The organism is Microbacterium flavescens, assembly GCF_018588945.1.
In the GTDB taxonomy this organism is placed as follows: Bacteria; Actinomycetota; Actinomycetes; order Actinomycetales; family Microbacteriaceae; genus Microbacterium; species Microbacterium flavescens.
Genome location: NZ_JAFIWA010000014.1, coordinates 1 through 16,225, shown reverse-complemented (window position 1 = coordinate 16,225; position 16,225 = coordinate 1). Strand labels below are relative to the sequence as shown.

Sequence of the window (16,225 nt, the reverse complement as noted above, 5' to 3'; positions counted from 1 at the left end):
CCAACCGAAGCTGGGACGAGGTTATTTGGCATTTGACAAGTGCACGCTGTTGAGTTCTCAAGGATCGGACGCTCCCACCCACCAACCCACAAGGGCCAGCACAGCAGGGCAACTTCACAATCTTATCCGTCTCGTTCCGTCTGTCAAACCGACGCGCCGAGACCGTGAAGTCTCCAGCAACGATCGATGACCGCGGTCCACGAGGGGAAGACTCCCATTCTAGACCCGAAGGCCAGCCTCGGAAAGAGGAGCTTCAAAAGGGAGGTGGTCCGCCACTTGAGGGGGGTAAGGCTCTCGGCCTCTCCGCTTCCCTGTGGGGCGAACAACAAGAACATTACGCGAGCTCCGCCCCGCCGTCGAATCGGGACTGCACCCCGGGCGTGTCGCACGCGCGACCCTCCGCGGCCCGCACCCGGCTCCCCACGCCGCTACCGTGGAAACATGAGCGAAGAGCGATGGGTGTGGGGCGTCGGCCTCGCGACGACGGCGGAAGACGGCACGGTCCTGGACACGTGGTACCCCTCCCCTGAGGCGGGTCGCCTCCCGCTCGGGTTCGATCCCTCGATGCCCCCGGACGAACTCGATCGCCTCGCCGTCCCCGACGCGCGTCGCGCGGTCGCGGTGGAGGTCGTCGCGCTCGAGATCGACCTGGATGAGCCGCCGGCCAGCACCTCTGACGCCTATCTGCGGCTCCACGCTCTGTCGCACCGGATCATCGCGCCGAACGAGGTCAATCTCGACGGCATCTTCGGCCACCTTCCGAATGTCGCATGGACCAACGCCGGGCCGATGCATCCCGACACCCTCACACGCCAGCGTCCCTTCCTCGCACGCGAGGGGATCCAGCTGCAGGGTCTCGACAAGTTCCCGCGCCTGCTGGACTACGTCACCCCGCCGGGTGTGAGGATCGCGGATGCCTCGCGCGTGCGCCTCGGCGCGTACCTGTCCCCCGGCACCACCGTCATGCACGAGGGCTTCGTGAATTTCAACGCCGGCACTCTCGGCCAGAGCATGGTGGAGGGCCGCATCTCCCAGGGCGTCGTCGTGGGCGACGGCAGCGATATCGGCGGAGGCGCCTCGATCATGGGCACGCTCTCCGGCGGCGGCACCCACAAGGTGTCGATCGGCGCACGGACGCTGCTCGGCGCGAACGCGGGCATCGGGATCTCGCTCGGCGACGACTGCGTGGTGGAGGCGGGTCTCTACGTCACCGCGGGTTCGAAGATCGTCCTTGCCGATGAGCCGCCGCGCGCCGACGGATCTCGCGTGACGGTCAAGGGCTCGGAGCTCTCGGGCCTCGACGGCATCCTGTTCCGTCGCAACTCGCTCACCGGAGCGATCGAAGCCGCCCGTCGCATGGGCCACGGCGTGACCCTGAACGAGGCTCTGCACGCCTGAGCCGGCAAGTGCCGACTCGCCAGAGCCGTCGGTCGCCGATCCGCACCAGCCGGGGCTGCTCAGAGCCCGGGGTAGGTCCGCTCCGCCGCGCCGGTGTACAGCTGCTGCGGGCGGCCGATCTTGGTCTGCGGGTCGGTGCCGGCCTCGCGCCACTGTGCGAGCCAGCCCGGCAGTCGTCCGATCGCGAAGAGCACCGTGAACATGCGCGTCGGGAAGCCCATCGCCTTGTAGATCACGCCGGTGTAGAAGTCGACGTTCGGGTAGAGCCGGCGGTCCTGGAAGTACGCGTCGTTGAGCGCGATCTCCTCGAGCTCCTTCGCGAGGTCGAGCAGGGGGTCGCTGACGCCCAGCGCCGACAGGACCTCGTCTGCGGACTCCTTCACGAGCTTGGCGCGAGGGTCGTAGTTCTTGTAGACGCGGTGTCCGAAGCCCATGAGCTTCACGCCGTCTTCCTTGTTCTTGACCCGCTCGACGAAGCGCTGCACGCTCTCACCCGAATCGCGGATGCGCGCCAGCATGTCGAGCACCGCCTCGTTGGCGCCGCCGTGGAGCGGGCCGTAGAGCGCGTTGATGCCGGCCGAGATCGAGGAGAACTGGTTCGCGCCGGTCGACCCGACGAGCCGCACCGTCGACGTCGAGGCGTTCTGCTCGTGGTCCTCGTGCAGGATCAGCAGACGCTCGAGCGCCCGGGACATGACCGGGTTCACGTCGTAGACCTCGGACAGGACGCCGAAGTTGAGCTTCAGGAAGTTGTCGACGAATCCGAGCGAGTTGTCGGGATACAGGAAGGCCTGGCCGATGCTCTTCTTGTGGGCGTACGCCGCGATCACCGGCAGCTTCGCCAGCATGCGGATCGTGTTCAGCTCGACGTGCTCGGGATTGTTCGGGTCGGACTGGTGCTCGTAGTAGGTCGAGAGCGCCGACACTGCTGAGGAGAGCACCGACATCGGGTGCGCGGTGTGCGGCAGCGCCGAGAAGAACCGCTTCAGGTCTTCGTGCAGCAGTGTGTGCCGGCGGATCTTCTCGTCGAACTCGGCCAGCTCTGAGGCGCTCGGCAGCTCACCGTAGATGAGCAGCCACGCCACTTCGAGGTATGTGCTGTTCGTCGCCAGCTGCTCGATCGGGTAGCCGCGGTAGCGCAGGATGCCCTGGTCGCCGTCGATGTACGTGATCGCCGACTTGGTGGCCGCCGTGTTCACGAACCCGTAGTCGAGTGCCGTGTGACCCGTCTGGCGGGTGAAGGTGGAGATGTCCACGCTCGGCGTGCCGTCGGTTCCGCGCAGCAGCGGGAACTCGGCGGTCTTGTCACCGATCGTGAGGGTGGCCTTCTCCTGCTGGGTGCCCGCGTCGCTCACGGCGCCTCCTCGCGATTTCTGGTCGTGCCGGGGGTGTCGTCCGCCTCGCGGACGCATGGGAGGCGTCTTCCGAGGACGGCAGCGGGGACGGGGGATGCCGCGCCGCCGCGTTTCCTACAGCCTAGTGCGCTCGCACGCCTACTGCGGACACGGCCAAAGGGCCGCGGCATCCGATGGAGGAATCCTCACGAAATCGCGGCGAGCCGCCCCGCCGCCGCCGCCACGCGCTCGTCGGGCGCGGTGAGCGAGAGCCGGATGTGCTCCGGGAAGTGCGGGCCGTAGAAGTGGCCGGGCCCGGCGAGGATGCCGAGGTCGGCGAGCCGCCCGAGACTGTCCCACGCGTCGCGGCCCTCCGTGGCCCACAGATAGAGGCCGGCCTCGCTGGAGTCGATGTGGAAGCCCGCGGCCTCGAGCGCCGGCTTGAGGACCCCCCGGCGGGCGCGATAGAGATCCTTCTGCGCGGCGACGTGCGCGTCGTCGCCGAGGGCCGCGATCATCGCCGCCTGCACGGGCGCCGGAAGCATGAGCCCGAGGTGCTTGCGGGCGGTGAGCAGCCGCGCGACGATCTGCGGGTCGCCGGCCAGGAAGGCGGCGCGATAGCCGGCGAGGTTGGACTGCTTGCTGAGCGAGTACACCGACAGCACGCCGTCGGTCGAGCCGCCGGTCGCGCGCGGGTCGAGCGCCGACGGGATCGGCTCGGCGTCCCAGGGCGCCTGCCAGCCCAGCTCGGCGTAGCACTCGTCGGACGCCAGCACCGCACCGAGCTCACGCGCACGGGCGACCGCCCGGCCGAGCTCGCCGACGTCGAGCACCCTGCCATCGGGGTTGCCCGGTGAGTTCAGCCACACCAGCCGCGTCGCGGCGGGCCACTCGGCAGGGTCGTCGGCGGCGACGGGCGTCGCGCCGACCAGGCGCGCACCCACGTCGTAGGAGGGATAGGCGGCGCGCGGGTGGACGACGACGTCGCCCGGTCCGAGCCCGAGGAGGAGCGGCAGCAGCGCGACGAGCTCCTTCGAGCCCACCGTCGGCAGAACGTTCTCGGCGGTGAGTCCGGGAACCCCCCGGCGCCGGTCGTACCAGGATGCGATCGCCGCACGGAGCGCGGGCGTGCCCATCGTCTGCGGGTACGCGTGGGCGTCGGTCGCCGCGCGCAGCGCGTCGGCCACGACTGCCGGAGTCGGGTCGACCGGCGAGCCGACCGACAGATCGACGATGCCGTCGGGATGCGCACGAGCGCGCTCCGCGTAGGGCGCGACGGCGTCCCAGGGGTAGTCGGCGAGATCTGCGACGCCCATCAGCGCACGCTCCCGCGACGGTCGGCGCTCACTCGTCCTGAGGGGGCAGCGCGGCGATGATCGGGTGATCCTTGTGGATCACGCCCACCTTGGCGGCGCCGCCGGGCGAGCCCACGTCGTCGAAGAACTCGACGTTGGCCTTGTAGTAGTCCTGCCACTCGTCGGGCAGATCGTCCTCGTAGTAGATGGCCTCGACGGGGCACACCGGCTCGCAGGCGCCGCAGTCCACGCACTCGTCGGGGTGGATGTACAGAGACCGGTCGCCCTCGTAGATGCAGTCCACGGGGCACTCGTCGATACAGGCCCGGTCCTTGACATCCACACACGGAAGCGCGATCACATACGTCACGCTGCCAGTCTAGTTCTCCACGAGAGGACGGATGCGGTCTGGCCAGGCCACCACGATCGCAATGAGGATCGGCAGCGCCAGCGTCCACACGCTTCCCAGCGCTCCCTCGGGCACGATCACGGATCCGCCCGGCCCCTTCGCCGAGAACACCAGCGTGGACGTCATCATGCCGAGGCCGGTCGCCAGTGCCGCCCAGCGGTCGGCGGTGAGGAAGCGGACCGCGACGAGCAGCCCGGCGCACCCGATGATCGCCAGCACGAGACCGAGCGGGAACCAGGCGAGCTCGTACGCGTGCGCGATCGTTCCCGCGAGGCCGTAGACGGCGCCCACGAGCAAGGCCACGAGCCATGTTCCGACGCGGGCGGGGACGGAGGAGCGCACCCGTCGACTCTACTGCGGGCGTCGGGCTACGCCGCCCATCCCCAGAGCCGCAGAAGGGCGGCGGTCAGCGCGGCGGCGGCGACGACCACGAGGAACGGCGCGCGCAGCAGGAGCAGCCCGGCGGCGACCAGCACGGCGGGGATGCGAGCATCCACGACGATCGCCTGCCCGGCGCCGAGCGTCTGAACCGCGACGAGCGCGGCGAGCAGGGCGACCGTGAGGAGGTCGGCGACCCGCATCGGGCGGGGCGCCTCGACCCACTTCGGCGGGACGAGGTAGCCGACGGTCTTGAGCGCCACGCAGATGATGGATGCCACGAGCAGCGCGGTCCACATGGTCACGGCAGTCCCTCCCGTTCGGGCACGTCGCGGGGCTCGTCGCCGATGCTCGCCGCCGGTTCGTCCGAGGCCAGCCAGTTGAACCAGCCCACGACGATGGCCACGGTCGCGGCGATGATCACGGGCAGACCCGGCATCAGGACCGGCGTGAGGATGGTGGCGATGACGGCGGCGGCGATCCCGACGACGATGGGCTGACGGCGGCGCAGGCGGGGCCACAGCAGCGCGAGGAACGCGGCGGCGGCCGCGGCATCCAATCCATACGCCCTCGGGTCGCCCAGCACGTCGCCGAGCAGGGCTCCGGCGAGCGTGGAGAGGTTCCAGCCGACGTAGATGCCGATGCCGGTCACCCAGAACCCGACGGTGCGCGCACGACGGGTCGTCTGCGCGAGCGACACCGCGGTCGACTCGTCGATCGTGAACTGAGCCGCCGCGGCGCGTCGCCAGAATCCCCGGCCGATCACGGGCGACATGCGCATGCCGTACGCGACGTTTCGGACGCCCAGCAGCGCCGCCGATGCGATCGCGGCCGGCGCTGCGGCGAGCCCGCCTGCCCCGACCACCCCGACGAAGGCGAACTGCGAGCCGCCGGTGAACATCAGGAGGCTCATCACGCAGGTCTGCCAGACATCGAGACCGGATGCCACGGCCAGAGCCCCGAACGAGATGCCGTACGCGCTCGTCGCCAGTGCCACGCCGATGCCCTCACGAGCGGCGCGGCGCGCTTCGCCGGCGCTGTGCACGTCGTCGAAGTGCGGGTCGAGGGTCACCCGATCGATGCTACCGAGCGGCTCCCCCACGACCCGCGGGCCGGTTCGCCACGCGTGGCACGATTCCTGCCGACCTCTGGCGCGAACGACGGATGCCGCGACCCTGTGCCGTCGAGGGGGCGGCGGGTCGCGGCATCCGATCGACTGCTACGCGTTGGCGTCCTGGCGCTTGAGACGCGCGGTGGCACGGCCACGCTCGGTCGCGTTGAGGACCACCTTGCGGATGCGCACGATGTCGGGGGTCACCTCGACGCACTCGTCGTCGCGCGCGAACTCGAGGCTCTCCTCGAGCGAGAGCTGGCGAGGCGGCGTCATCGACTCGAACGTGTCGGAGGTCGACTGACGCATGTTCGTCAGCTTCTTCTCCTTGGTGATGTTGACGTCCATGTCGTCGGAGCGCGAGTTCTCGCCGATGACCATGCCCTCGTACACCTCCTGCGTCGGCTGCACGAAGAACGACATGCGCTCCTGCAGCGCGATGATCGCGAAGGGCGTGACGACGCCCGCGCGGTCGGCGACGATCGAGCCGTTCTGACGGGTCACGATGTGCCCCGCCCAGTCGTCGTAGCCGTGCGAGATCGCGTTGGCGATGCCCGTGCCGCGGGTCGTCGAGAGGAACTCGGTGCGGAACCCGATCAGGCCGCGCGACGGGACGATGAACTCCATGCGCACCCAGCCGGTGCCGTGGTTCGTCATGTTGTCCATGCGGCCCTTGCGCGCCGCCATCAGCTGGGTGATCGCGCCGAGGTACTCCTCGGGGGCGTCGATGGTGAGGTGCTCGAACGGCTCCTTCACCTTGCCGTCCTCGCCCTTGCGCGTGACGACCTGGGGCTTGCCGACGGTGAGCTCGAAGCCTTCGCGGCGCATGTTCTCGACGAGGATCGCGAGGGCCAGCTCGCCGCGGCCCTGCACCTCCCACGCGTCGGGGCGACCGATGTCGACGACCTTGAGCGAGACGTTGCCGATGAGCTCACGGTCGAGGCGGTCCTTCACCATACGGGCGGTGAGCTTGTGGCCCTTGACCTTTCCGACGAGCGGCGACGTGTTCGTGCCGATCGTCATCGAGATCGCCGGGTCGTCGACGTGAATCGGGGGAAGCGGGCGGACGTCGTCGGGGTCGGCGATCGTCTCGCCGATGGTGATGTCCTCGAAGCCCGCGATGGCGACGATGTCGCCGGGACCGGCGGACTCGGCCGGGTAGCGGTCGAGCGCGCGGGTCTTGAGCAGTTCGGTGATGCGCGCGTTGCTCGTGGAGCCGTCGGCACGGACCCAGGCGACGGTCTGGCCCTTCTTGAGCGTGCCGTTGAAGACGCGCAGCAAGGCGAGGCGGCCGAGGAACGGGCTCGAGTCGAGGTTCGTCACCCACGCCTGGAGCGGCGCTTCGTCGTCGTACGCCGGGGCGGGAACGTGCTCGAGGATGGCCTCGAACAGCGGCTCGAGGTCGGCGTTGTCGGGCAGCTCGCCGTTGGCGGGGCGGTTGCGCGAGGCGGCGCCGGCGCGACCGGATGCGTAGACGACCGGCACGTCGAGCAGCGCGTCGACGTCGAGGTCGGGCACGTCCTCGTGCAGGTCGGACGCGAGTCCGAGCAGCAGGTCGTGGGCCTCTTCTTCGACCTCGGCGATGCGGGCGTCGGGGCGGTCGGTCTTGTTGACCAGGAGGATGACAGGAAGCTTCGCCTCGAGCGCCTTGCGCAGCACGAAGCGGGTCTGCGGGAGCGGGCCCTCACTCGCGTCGACGAGCAGCACGACGCCGTCGACCATCGACAGGCCGCGCTCGACCTCGCCGCCGAAGTCGGCGTGGCCGGGAGTGTCGATGACGTTGATCGTCACCGGGACGTCGGTGTGGACGCCGCTGTAGGTGATCGCCGTGTTCTTGGCGAGGATCGTGATGCCTTTTTCGCGCTCGAGGTCGTTCGAGTCCATCGCCCGCTCTTCCATGTGCTCGTGCGAGCCGAACGAGCCGGTCTGGCGGAGCATGGCGTCGACGAGCGTCGTCTTGCCGTGGTCGACGTGCGCGACGATCGCGACGTTGCGGAGGTCCGGACGGAGGGCGCGCGCCATGAAAGAAATCCTTGCGAAAGTGGAGAGGGCCGGGATGCCGGCGCCCTCAGCTTATCGCAGGCAGCCGAAAGCGACCTGAGGGTGCGCACGCGCACTCCCAGGTCGCCTCCGGATGGATCTGCCGGCCCTGCTGCTACTTCTGCTGGGCCAGGAGCGCGGCACGCGCCTCGCGGCGGACGCGCTGCTCGGTCGGGTCGGGCACCGGCACGGCCGCGATGAGTCGCTGCGTGTACGGGTCCTGCGGGTTGCGGAGGATCTGCTCCTTCGAGCCCTGCTCGACGATCCGGCCGTGCTGCATCACGACGATGCGGTCGGCGAGGAGGTCGACGACGGCGAGGTCGTGCGTCACGAACAGCGTCGCGAACTGCTTCTCCTTCTGGATCTGCTGCAGCAGCTCGAGCACGCGCGCCTGCACGGACACGTCCAGGGCGCTCGTCGGCTCGTCGGCCACGAGCACCGTCGGGTCGAGGGCGAGCGCGCGGGCGATGCCGATGCGCTGGCGCTGACCGCCCGAGAGCTCGTGGGGGTAGCGGTTGCGGAAGTCGCGGGGCAGCTCGACCATGTCGAGGAGCTCGGTCACGCGGCCCGAGATCTCTTTGCGGTCGCGTCCTGCCAGCTCGAGCGGCTCGCCGATCGACTGGCCGACGGGCCAGCGCGGGTTCAGCGACGAGCCCGGGTCCTGGAAGACGATGCCGAGCTTGCGGCGCACCGCACGCAGCTGCTTCTGGTCGACGCCCACCATCTCCTGGCCGGCGACGCGGAGCGTGCCCTCGGCGATCGGCACGAGGCCGACGATCGCACGCGCGATCGTGGTCTTGCCCGAGCCCGACTCCCCCACGAGGCCGACGATCTCTCCGGGCTGGATCGAGAGGGATGCCTCGGCCACCGCCCGGAACGCCGGGACGCGGCCGCGCTTCGGGTAGTCGATCGACACGTTCTCGAGGAGGAGCGCGGCGGTGCCCTTGTCCTGCTGGGTCTCGATCTCGCTGACCGCGGTGCCGAGACCGAGGTGCGGAACCGAGGCCATGAGCGCCTTCGTATACGGGTGCTCGGGCGCCGTGAACAGCTGAGCGGCCGTGCCGTGCTCGACGACGTCGCCGTCCTTCATCACCATGACGTCGTCGGCCATGTCGGCCACGACGCCCATGTCGTGCGTGATGAGGATGATCGCCGAGTCGAGCTTCTGGTGCAGGTGACGCAGCAGGTCGAGGATCTCGGCCTGGACCGTCACGTCGAGCGCCGTCGTCGGCTCGTCGGCGATCAGGACGCGCGGGTCGAGCGAGATCGACTGCGCGATCATCGCACGCTGCCGCTGCCCGCCCGACAGCTGGTGCGGGTACGAGTTGTACGCCTTGGTCGGGTCGGGCATCTCGACGAGTCCGAGGAGCTCGATCGCACGGGCCTTCGCCTGCTTGCGCGTCATGCCGGGACGGTGGGTGAGGATCGTCTCGGAGATCTGGAAGCCGATCGTGTAGACCGGGTTCAGAGCCGTCATCGGCTCCTGGAAGATCGCCGCGATGCCCTCGCCGCGCACCTGGCGCAGAACCTCGTCCCGGGCGTTCACGAGCTCACGGCCGGCGAGCTTGGCGCTCCCGCTGATGCGGGCGTTCTTCGGCAGGAGCCCCATGATCGCCATGGAGCTCGTGCTCTTGCCCGAGCCCGACTCGCCGACGACCGCCAGGACCTTGCCCGGCATCAGGTCGTACGTGACGTGCTTCGCCGCCGCAGCCCATCCGCCGCCCACCCAGAACTCGACACCGAGGTCCTTGACGGACAGCACCGGGCCGCCCTCCTGCTGCGGGATGTGTCCGCGCATGCGGCCACCCTCTTTCATGCTCATCGAACCGTCTCCCGTGTCAGGATGGGCAGATGCCCGAACCGGTCACTTTCCGTCCGCGCGGCGGTCAGATCATCGCCTGGGTGGCGATCGGGATCTGCGCCCTCGGTCTTGTCTTCGTCGCCATCACGGACGGCGTGCCGAGCCTCATCGTGTGGGCCTGGCCGATCGTGCTCGTCGCGTGGCTGGCGTGGATCCTCTACATCCGCCCGTACGTGCAGATCAGCGAGGGCTTCATCGAGATCGGCAACGTCTTCCGCACGCATCGCGTGCCGTGGGGCGACGTGACGGACGTCGACTCGCGCTACGCGCTGACCATCCACACCACCGGCGGCCGCAGCATCCGCGCCTGGGCAGCGCCCGCTCCCAGCGCTCGCCAGGCGATGACGACGCACCGTGAGGAGGTGGCCCGCACGCCCGGCGAGGGCGACACGCGCCGCCCGTCCGATGCCGAGGGCACTGCCAGCGGCGACGCGACGGCGCTCGTCCGCCGCACGCTCGAGCAGTACCACCGCAGCGGCGGCGACACCACGCCCGGTGGCACGGTGTCCACGCTGAACGTCACCGTGATCGCGGTGACCGCGGTGCTGATCGCGGCCGCGGTGCTGAGCCTCGCCCTGCCTCACGACTGATCACCTCGGTCACGCTGGTCCTCCACGGCTGGAGGCTCGGGCAGCGACCCGCCGCCGAACTCGTCCATGTACCGTTCGTCGTCGGAGGACGTCGGACCCTCGACCATCTGCACACCCTGCACCGAGGCGATGGCCGCCACAGCGCGGTTCGACTTGCGGCGGCTGACCTTGCCCTGCTGACGCGGGTCGAAGGCGTCGCGCAGGCCGTCGCCGATGAAGTTGATGCACAGCGCCAGGATGACGATGAACAGACCCGGCCACCAGAACAGCCAGGGCCGCGTGCGGAAGGCCTCGCGGTACTCGCTGATGATCTGGCCGAGCGACACATCGGGGGCGGTGATGCCGAACCCGATGAAGCTCAGCGCGGCCTCCGTCAGCACGGCGGCGCTCATGAGCAGCGTCGTGTTGACGATGATGATGCCGACCGCGTTGGGCAGGATGTGGCGGAAGATGATGCGGCCGTTGCTCGCTCCCGCGACGCGCGCCGCGTCGACGAATTCGCGCTCGCGCAGGGCGAGGAAGTCGCCGCGCACCAATCGCGCGAGTCCGGTCCAGCTCAGGATGCCGAGGAACAGGCCGAACACCACCGCGCTGCTGCCGCCGAGGAGCTTTCCGATGATCGAGCCGATGACGATGATCGGGATGATGATGATCACGTCGGTGAAGCGCATGATCAGCGAGTCGACCCAGCCCCGGAAGAACCCCGAGAGGGCTCCGAAGAGCACGCCCAGGACGAGCGAGACGATGCCGACGAGGAACATGACCGTGACGGACTGCTGCGTTCCGCGCATGACCTGCGCGAACACGTCCTTGCCGAGCGTGTCCTGACCGAACGGGTGCTCGCCCATGCTGAACGGGAACCACGTCAGGGTCGGCTGACCGCCGTTGACGAGCGGGTAGCTGGTGAACCAGTCGAGAGGCCACCAGCCCGGGATGCGGAAGCCGTTGATCGACAGCGTCCCGTCGCCGGTCGCCTGCAGCTTGCCGGTGCCGCCGATGACGGTGCCGACGGAGCTGAACGCCAGGATGATGACCAGCACCAGCACCACGAGCGCGATCATCGCGCCGGCGTGGCGGAAGAACCGCCGGCGCACCAGGGCGCCCTGGCTCATGCCCGCGACGGCCTTCTGCTCGATCGACTGCTCGCTGCCGCGGTCCTGCGGTGCGTCGGTGGGAATTGTGGTAACCATGTCAGCTCACCCGGATCCGGGGGTCGAGCGCGGAGTAGAGCAGGTCCGCGATGAGGTTGAAGATGACGGCGAGGATGCCCGTGACCACGAAGAAGCCCATGACGAGGTTGACGTCACCGAGCCTCAGCCCGTCCACGAACAGGGCTCCCATGCCCTTCCACGCGAAGATCGTCTCGGTGATGACCGCACCGCCGATGAGCGCGCCGATGTCGAACGCGATGATCGTCGCGATCGGGATGAGCGCGTTGCGCATGGCGTGGCGCATGACCACTGTGCGCTCGGTGAGTCCCTTGGCGCGCGCGGTGCGGACGTAGTCCTGATTCATGACCTCGAGGAGGCTGGACCGCGAGTAGCGCGTGTAGGCCGCGATCGACACGAGAGCCAGAGCGATGGTCGGCAGCACGAGGTGCGCGAACCCGTCGAGGATCTCGAACCACATGTCGCCCTGAAGGCCGGGGGTCTTCGAGCCGATCGTCGCGATGACGCCGCTCTGCGGAATGCGGTCGACGTAGTCGGTGTAGACGAGCATGACCCGGTCGACCACGATGACGAAGAACGTGATGAAGCTCACGATCGCCGCGGTGCGCGCAGCCTCCTTCTTGCCGTCGCCGCCGATGAGCACGCCGACGACGATGCCGATGCCGATCGACACGAGCGCCATCAGGAAGAGCATCCATCCGGTCGGGACGTAGAAGAACAGGTACTGGAGCGGGTAGTACAGCGCGGCCCAGATTCCGACCACGATGAGCGCCGAGTACAGCGTGCGGCGGTTCGCCAGACCGGTCGACAGCGCCGTCACGCCCACAGCGGCGCCGATGCCGGTGATGATGACGCCGATGATCCCGATCGAGGGGGCGGAGAACCAGTCGGTGAGACCCAGCAGCGCGAGCAGTCCGGCCGCGGCCGCGAACGCGGAGGCGAAGGTGATCAGGCGTCTCTTCCATGAGCCGCCGATGATCGCCATGAAGATCAGGCCTGCGACGAGTCCTGTGATGAGGATCGCCGGGATCGTGACCACCGGATTCGAGAGGAACTCGTTGAAGCGGATCGCGCCGTACTCCTTCAGGAGCACCGCGATCCAGAAGATCGGCAGCGAGTAGACGATGAAGGTGAGGAACGTGACCGAGTAGTCGAACCCGCTGTACTGGCGGAGGGCCGTGAGGATTCCGATCGTGAGACCGAAGATGATGGCCACGATGGTCGCCGCGGTGACGAGCTGGATGGTCGAGGATGCCGCCGATGCGACTGCGTCGGTCACCTGCTGGTTGCTGCGGCTGAAGGCGATGCCCAGGTCGCACTGGCCGATGAAGCACTTCGCCGCACCGCCGAGCCACGTGAAGTAGCGGACGGGCGCGGGCAGGTCGAGGCGCAGCAGCTGTGTGCGGTTGTCGATCAGTTCCTGACGGTTTGCAGCGCTCGACGCCTTGAGGTCGGCGAGCGGATCGGCGGTGATCGCGGTCAGGGTGTAGACGATGAAGGAGGCGACGAGGAGGACGAGGGCGATGGCACCCAGTCGTCGCAGGATGAAGGTCAGCACGGAAGCCCTCTCGGATATGGGGCTGAAGTCATGATTTTACGTCCGTCCCGGGGCGCCGGTGCGGCGCCCCAAAACTACTACGAGGGAGACTGAGCGGCACCTGTGTCGCCGCGCAGCCCCGATGGACATGACTGTGGGTGCCAAGGGTTCGCCTCGGCACCCACAGTTCGAACGATGTCTGCCGGGTGGGCGGCAGGGCCGCCCACCCGGCAAGCCGCGGATTACTCCGAGGCAGCGCCCACCGGGGTCCACTCCCAGAAGTTCCAGAAGTAGTCCGGGCTCAGGGGCATGGCCTTGACCTCAGACACCTTGTCGCTGTTCACCAGCAGACCCGGGTGCTGGAAGATCGGCAGCGACACGGCGTCCGCCCAGATGCCCGCCTCAGCGGACTCCAGCAGCTCGGTCTGCTCCTCGAAGTCAGACGTGACGTTCAGAGTGGCGAGCGCCTCGGTGACCTCCTCGTCGCAGTAGCCCATGTAGTTGCCGCCCTTGGCCATCGGGTCGTCGTAGCAGGCGTAGATCTGGTCGGATCCACCCACGGCGAGGCTGGTCTGCGACCAGGCGAAGAGCGTCGCGTCGTGCGGGTTGATCGGCTCGGCCGACGGGTCGGTGAAGACCCAGTCGGGCTCGCTCTCGTCGACCAGCTGGAAGCCGGCCAGCGCAGCCGAAGCGGCGATCAGCTCGAACTGCTGGGCGCGGCGCACGTTGCCCTCGGGGTACCAGAAGCCGACCTCGACCGGACCGGTCACGCCGGCCTCGGCGAGCAGCGCCTTGGCGCCGTCGATGTCGACCTCGGCGTAGTCCGCCGAACCGTTGCTCTCCGAGAGGACCGGGTAGCGCTCCGGGTCGGCAGTCGACACGAGGTGCGTGTTGCGGACCTCGGCCTCGGGGTTGAGCGGCTTGATGATCTTGTCGACGATCTCCTGGCGGGGGATCGTCTTGAGGAACGCCTGGCGCACGGCGAGAGCCTTGGCCTCGTCGCCGCCGTACGCGGCGGGGTCGAACGGGCCGCCGTTGTTGACCGTGAGGTCGACGTGCTCGTGCGACGCCTGCTCGCCGGTCTGGACCGTGGCGGTGTCGATGTCGTTCGCCAGCTGGAGGATGTCAGCCGTCGGCTGGCCGGTCCAGATGTCGAGCTCGCCCGACTCGAGGGCCTGCAGCGCGGTGGTCGAGTCGGCGATCGTGCGGACCGTGATTTTCTCGAACTTCGGCGACGGACCCCACGTGAAGAGCGGGTTCGCGGCGATGGTGATGTACTGGTCCTCGACGATGTCCTCGACGATGTACTGACCGCTGGTCAGCGCCGCGGCGGGGCTGTCGGGCAGCGTGGTGTAGCCGTAGGCGTTGCTCCACGCGTCACCCAGGGCTGCGAGGACTTCCTCGTCACCGTCGGTGATCGCCGTGACGACCTTCTCCTTGGCGTCCTCGGCGAACTCCTTGGCGGCGTCGCTGTAGGCGGTGAAGTCACCCTCCTCGCCCGAGTCCTTCCAGGTGTCGTACGCGGCCTGGACATCGGAGTACTCGTCCGGGAAGGCGAGCGCGTAGGTGCCGTGAGCCGAGACGCCGAGCGGGCCGACGAGCTCCCAGTCCACGTAGGGCTGGTCGTAGGTGAAGGTGATCTCCTTGTCGCCGGTCTCCGGCGTCTCGGTGACCAGCGCGTAGCCGGTGGTGGCGGCCGGCGAGAACGCGTCGTTGACGTTCCCCGACAGCGCAGCCCACTGCAGGAGCATGTCGGCCTCGTCGATCGGCACACCGTCCGACCAGACGGCGTCGGCCGTGATCGTGTACTTGACGGTGAGCGGATCTTCGCTGACCTGCTCGTACTCGCCGAAGTCGGTGTTGCGCACCAGTTCGGGAGTGTTGTTGTAGTACGAGAACGTGGTGTCGGTCATGTACTTGACATTGCCGTTGGCCGTGTTGTTGCCGGCCGAGCTGTCGTCGTTGAAGTGGAAGAAGCCCGAGTTGTACGCGGTGGTAATCTCGGTGCCTTCCACGACCTCCGACTGGTATGGGTTGCCGCAACCCGAAAGCACAAGTGCTCCCGCAGCCACGACCCCCACGCCCGCCATAAGACGCGCGATCTTCACATTTCCTCCTGTGCAAGGGTTGAGTGCCCAGCCTGTGGCAGCGCTGGACACGGACACGGACACACTAAGCACCGCGTGCGGGCATGGCAAAACAGAACAGCAAACCGTTACATATCCTTAACTCAGCGCTACACGGGTGTGACAATCTGACAACGTGCACGCTTTCGCGTCTGGGAATCTGCCCGACACCGCCTCCATGGATCATTCGTCCCGGGTGCGCCTGAGGTGGGAGATCGCCCTCGTTCTGCTGCTCTCGGTCGGGCGGTCGGCGACCTACGCGGTCCTGGGTCTCATCCAGGCGCTGCAGCGCGAGGCGTCGCTGGGCGACCAGACCACCGCCCTCAACCCGTCGGCGGCGGCCGAGGAGTTCTGGGACGTCCTCTACCAGTTCCTCGGCCAAGGGTTCGCGCTGGTGCCGGTGGCCCTCGCGATCTTCTTCCTGTGGGAACCGGGCAAGTCGGCGTTCCGGCGCATCGGATTGGACTTCAGCCGCTTCGGCGGCGACGTGGGGCGCGGAGTCGCGCTCGTCGCCGTGATCGGCATCCCCGGGCTCGGGCTCTACGCGCTGGGACGCGCACTGGGGCTGACCGTCTTGGTCGAGGCATCCCCTCTCGACACGTCCTGGTGGACGATCCCCCTGCTCCTGCTCGCGGCGCTGCGCGCGGGGCTCACCGAAGAGGTCATCTTCATCGGCTACCTCTTCGACCGCCTGCGCCGGCTCGGGTGGGGCTGGTGGGCGGTGATCCTGTCGACCGCCGCGCTCCGCGCCGCCTACCACGCCTACCAGGGGTTCCCCGCGATGGTCGGCAACTTCGCGATGGGCGTCGTGTTCGGCTGGTGCTACCGGCGCTGGGGCCGGGTCATGCCGCTCGTCATCGCGCACACGCTGATCGACGTGATCGCGTTCGTCGGCTACCCGCTGGCGGCTGCGCTGTGGCCTGGCCTGTTCGCCCCCGCCCCCACCCCGTCCGGCACCCCGACCCCGACCCCGACCC

14 protein-coding genes are annotated in these 16,225 nt (G+C 68.6%); 3 read left to right on the top strand and 11 right to left on the bottom strand.

From position 1 onward, the window contains the following. The first annotated feature begins 441 nt into the window (after positions 1–441). Positions 442–1,398, top strand: coding sequence for a 2,3,4,5-tetrahydropyridine-2,6-dicarboxylate N-succinyltransferase (gene dapD, locus JX005_RS15835; RefSeq protein WP_214468591.1), 957 nt, complete (start codon positions 442–444; stop codon positions 1,396–1,398). Positions 1,399–1,457: 59 nt separating this feature from the next. On the opposite strand, the gene JX005_RS15830 is transcribed toward dapD, so the two are convergent. The 8 genes from JX005_RS15830 to JX005_RS15795 all read right to left on the bottom strand — a co-directional run bounded on the left by JX005_RS15830 (position 1,458) and on the right by JX005_RS15795 (position 9,763). Beyond that, positions 1,458–2,753 (bottom strand): citrate synthase, encoded by a 1,296-nt coding sequence (locus JX005_RS15830; protein WP_214468590.1) that lies wholly within the window; start codon positions 2,751–2,753, stop codon positions 1,458–1,460. Positions 2,754–2,938: 185 nt separating this feature from the next. Next, complete coding sequence (gene dapC / locus JX005_RS15825) at positions 2,939–4,048, bottom strand: succinyldiaminopimelate transaminase (RefSeq protein ID WP_214468589.1); 1,110 nt, start codon at positions 4,046–4,048, stop codon at positions 2,939–2,941. 28 nt (positions 4,049–4,076) lie between these two features. Continuing rightward, complete coding sequence (fdxA, locus tag JX005_RS15820) at positions 4,077–4,397, bottom strand: ferredoxin (RefSeq protein WP_214468588.1); 321 nt, start codon at positions 4,395–4,397, stop codon at positions 4,077–4,079. Positions 4,398–4,406: 9 nt separating this feature from the next. Further along, complete coding sequence (locus tag JX005_RS15815) at positions 4,407–4,778, bottom strand: DUF6113 family protein (RefSeq protein WP_214468587.1); 372 nt, start codon at positions 4,776–4,778, stop codon at positions 4,407–4,409. Between the two features lie 26 nt (positions 4,779–4,804). Continuing rightward, positions 4,805–5,119 (bottom strand): AzlD domain-containing protein, encoded by a 315-nt coding sequence (locus JX005_RS15810; RefSeq protein WP_214468586.1) that lies wholly within the window; start codon positions 5,117–5,119, stop codon positions 4,805–4,807. Then, positions 5,116–5,886, bottom strand: a complete 771-nt coding sequence (locus JX005_RS15805) for an AzlC family ABC transporter permease (protein ID WP_307858620.1) — start codon at positions 5,884–5,886, stop codon at positions 5,116–5,118. Before JX005_RS15805 ends, JX005_RS15810 begins: the two co-directional genes overlap by 4 nt. Positions 5,887–6,033: 147 nt before the next feature. Further along, positions 6,034–7,947, bottom strand: coding sequence for a translational GTPase TypA (typA, locus tag JX005_RS15800; protein ID WP_214468585.1), 1,914 nt, complete (start codon positions 7,945–7,947; stop codon positions 6,034–6,036). 133 nt (positions 7,948–8,080) lie between these two features. After that, positions 8,081–9,763, bottom strand: a complete 1,683-nt coding sequence (locus JX005_RS15795) for an ABC transporter ATP-binding protein (protein WP_214468584.1) — start codon at positions 9,761–9,763, stop codon at positions 8,081–8,083. 53 nt (positions 9,764–9,816) lie between these two features. Here JX005_RS15795 and JX005_RS15790 point away from each other — a divergent pair, with 53 nt between their 5' ends. After that, entirely contained in the window at positions 9,817–10,416 is a 600-nt protein-coding gene (locus JX005_RS15790; protein ID WP_214468583.1) for a PH domain-containing protein, read from the top strand. On the opposite strand, the gene JX005_RS15785 is transcribed toward JX005_RS15790, so the two are convergent. The 3 genes from JX005_RS15785 to JX005_RS15775 form a co-directional block, all read right to left on the bottom strand. Next, a complete protein-coding gene (locus JX005_RS15785) occupies positions 10,407–11,606 on the bottom strand; it encodes an ABC transporter permease (protein WP_214468582.1) in 1,200 nt (399 codons plus the stop codon). The genes JX005_RS15790 and JX005_RS15785 overlap by 10 nt on opposite strands. Position 11,607: 1 nt before the next feature. Next, positions 11,608–13,143, bottom strand: a complete 1,536-nt coding sequence (locus JX005_RS15780) for an ABC transporter permease (protein WP_214468581.1) — start codon at positions 13,141–13,143, stop codon at positions 11,608–11,610. 221 nt (positions 13,144–13,364) lie between these two features. Continuing rightward, positions 13,365–15,137 (bottom strand): ABC transporter family substrate-binding protein, encoded by a 1,773-nt coding sequence (locus JX005_RS15775; RefSeq protein ID WP_307858619.1) that lies wholly within the window; start codon positions 15,135–15,137, stop codon positions 13,365–13,367. Positions 15,138–15,426: 289 nt separating this feature from the next. Here JX005_RS15775 and JX005_RS15770 point away from each other — a divergent pair. After that, positions 15,427–16,225, top strand: a 799-nt coding sequence (locus tag JX005_RS15770) for a CPBP family intramembrane glutamic endopeptidase (RefSeq protein ID WP_214468579.1), incomplete at its 3' end; no start/stop codon positions are given.

Bases quoted from the DNA above. Each gene is read 5' to 3' on its own strand.
- dapD (WP_214468591.1), top strand. From the start codon at position 442: ATGAGCGAAGAGCGATGGGTGTGGGGCGTCGGCCTCGCGACGACGGCG.
- dapC (WP_214468589.1), bottom strand. From the start codon at position 4,048: ATGGGCGTCGCAGATCTCGCCGACTACCCCTGGGACGCCGTCGCGCCC.
- typA (WP_214468585.1), bottom strand. From the start codon at position 7,947: ATGGCGCGCGCCCTCCGTCCGGACCTCCGCAACGTCGCGATCGTCGCG.
- JX005_RS15795 (WP_214468584.1), bottom strand. From the start codon at position 9,763: ATGCGCGGACACATCCCGCAGCAGGAGGGCGGCCCGGTGCTGTCCGTC.
- JX005_RS15790 (WP_214468583.1), top strand. From the start codon at position 9,817: ATGCCCGAACCGGTCACTTTCCGTCCGCGCGGCGGTCAGATCATCGCC.
- JX005_RS15785 (WP_214468582.1), bottom strand. From the start codon at position 11,606: ATGGTTACCACAATTCCCACCGACGCACCGCAGGACCGCGGCAGCGAG.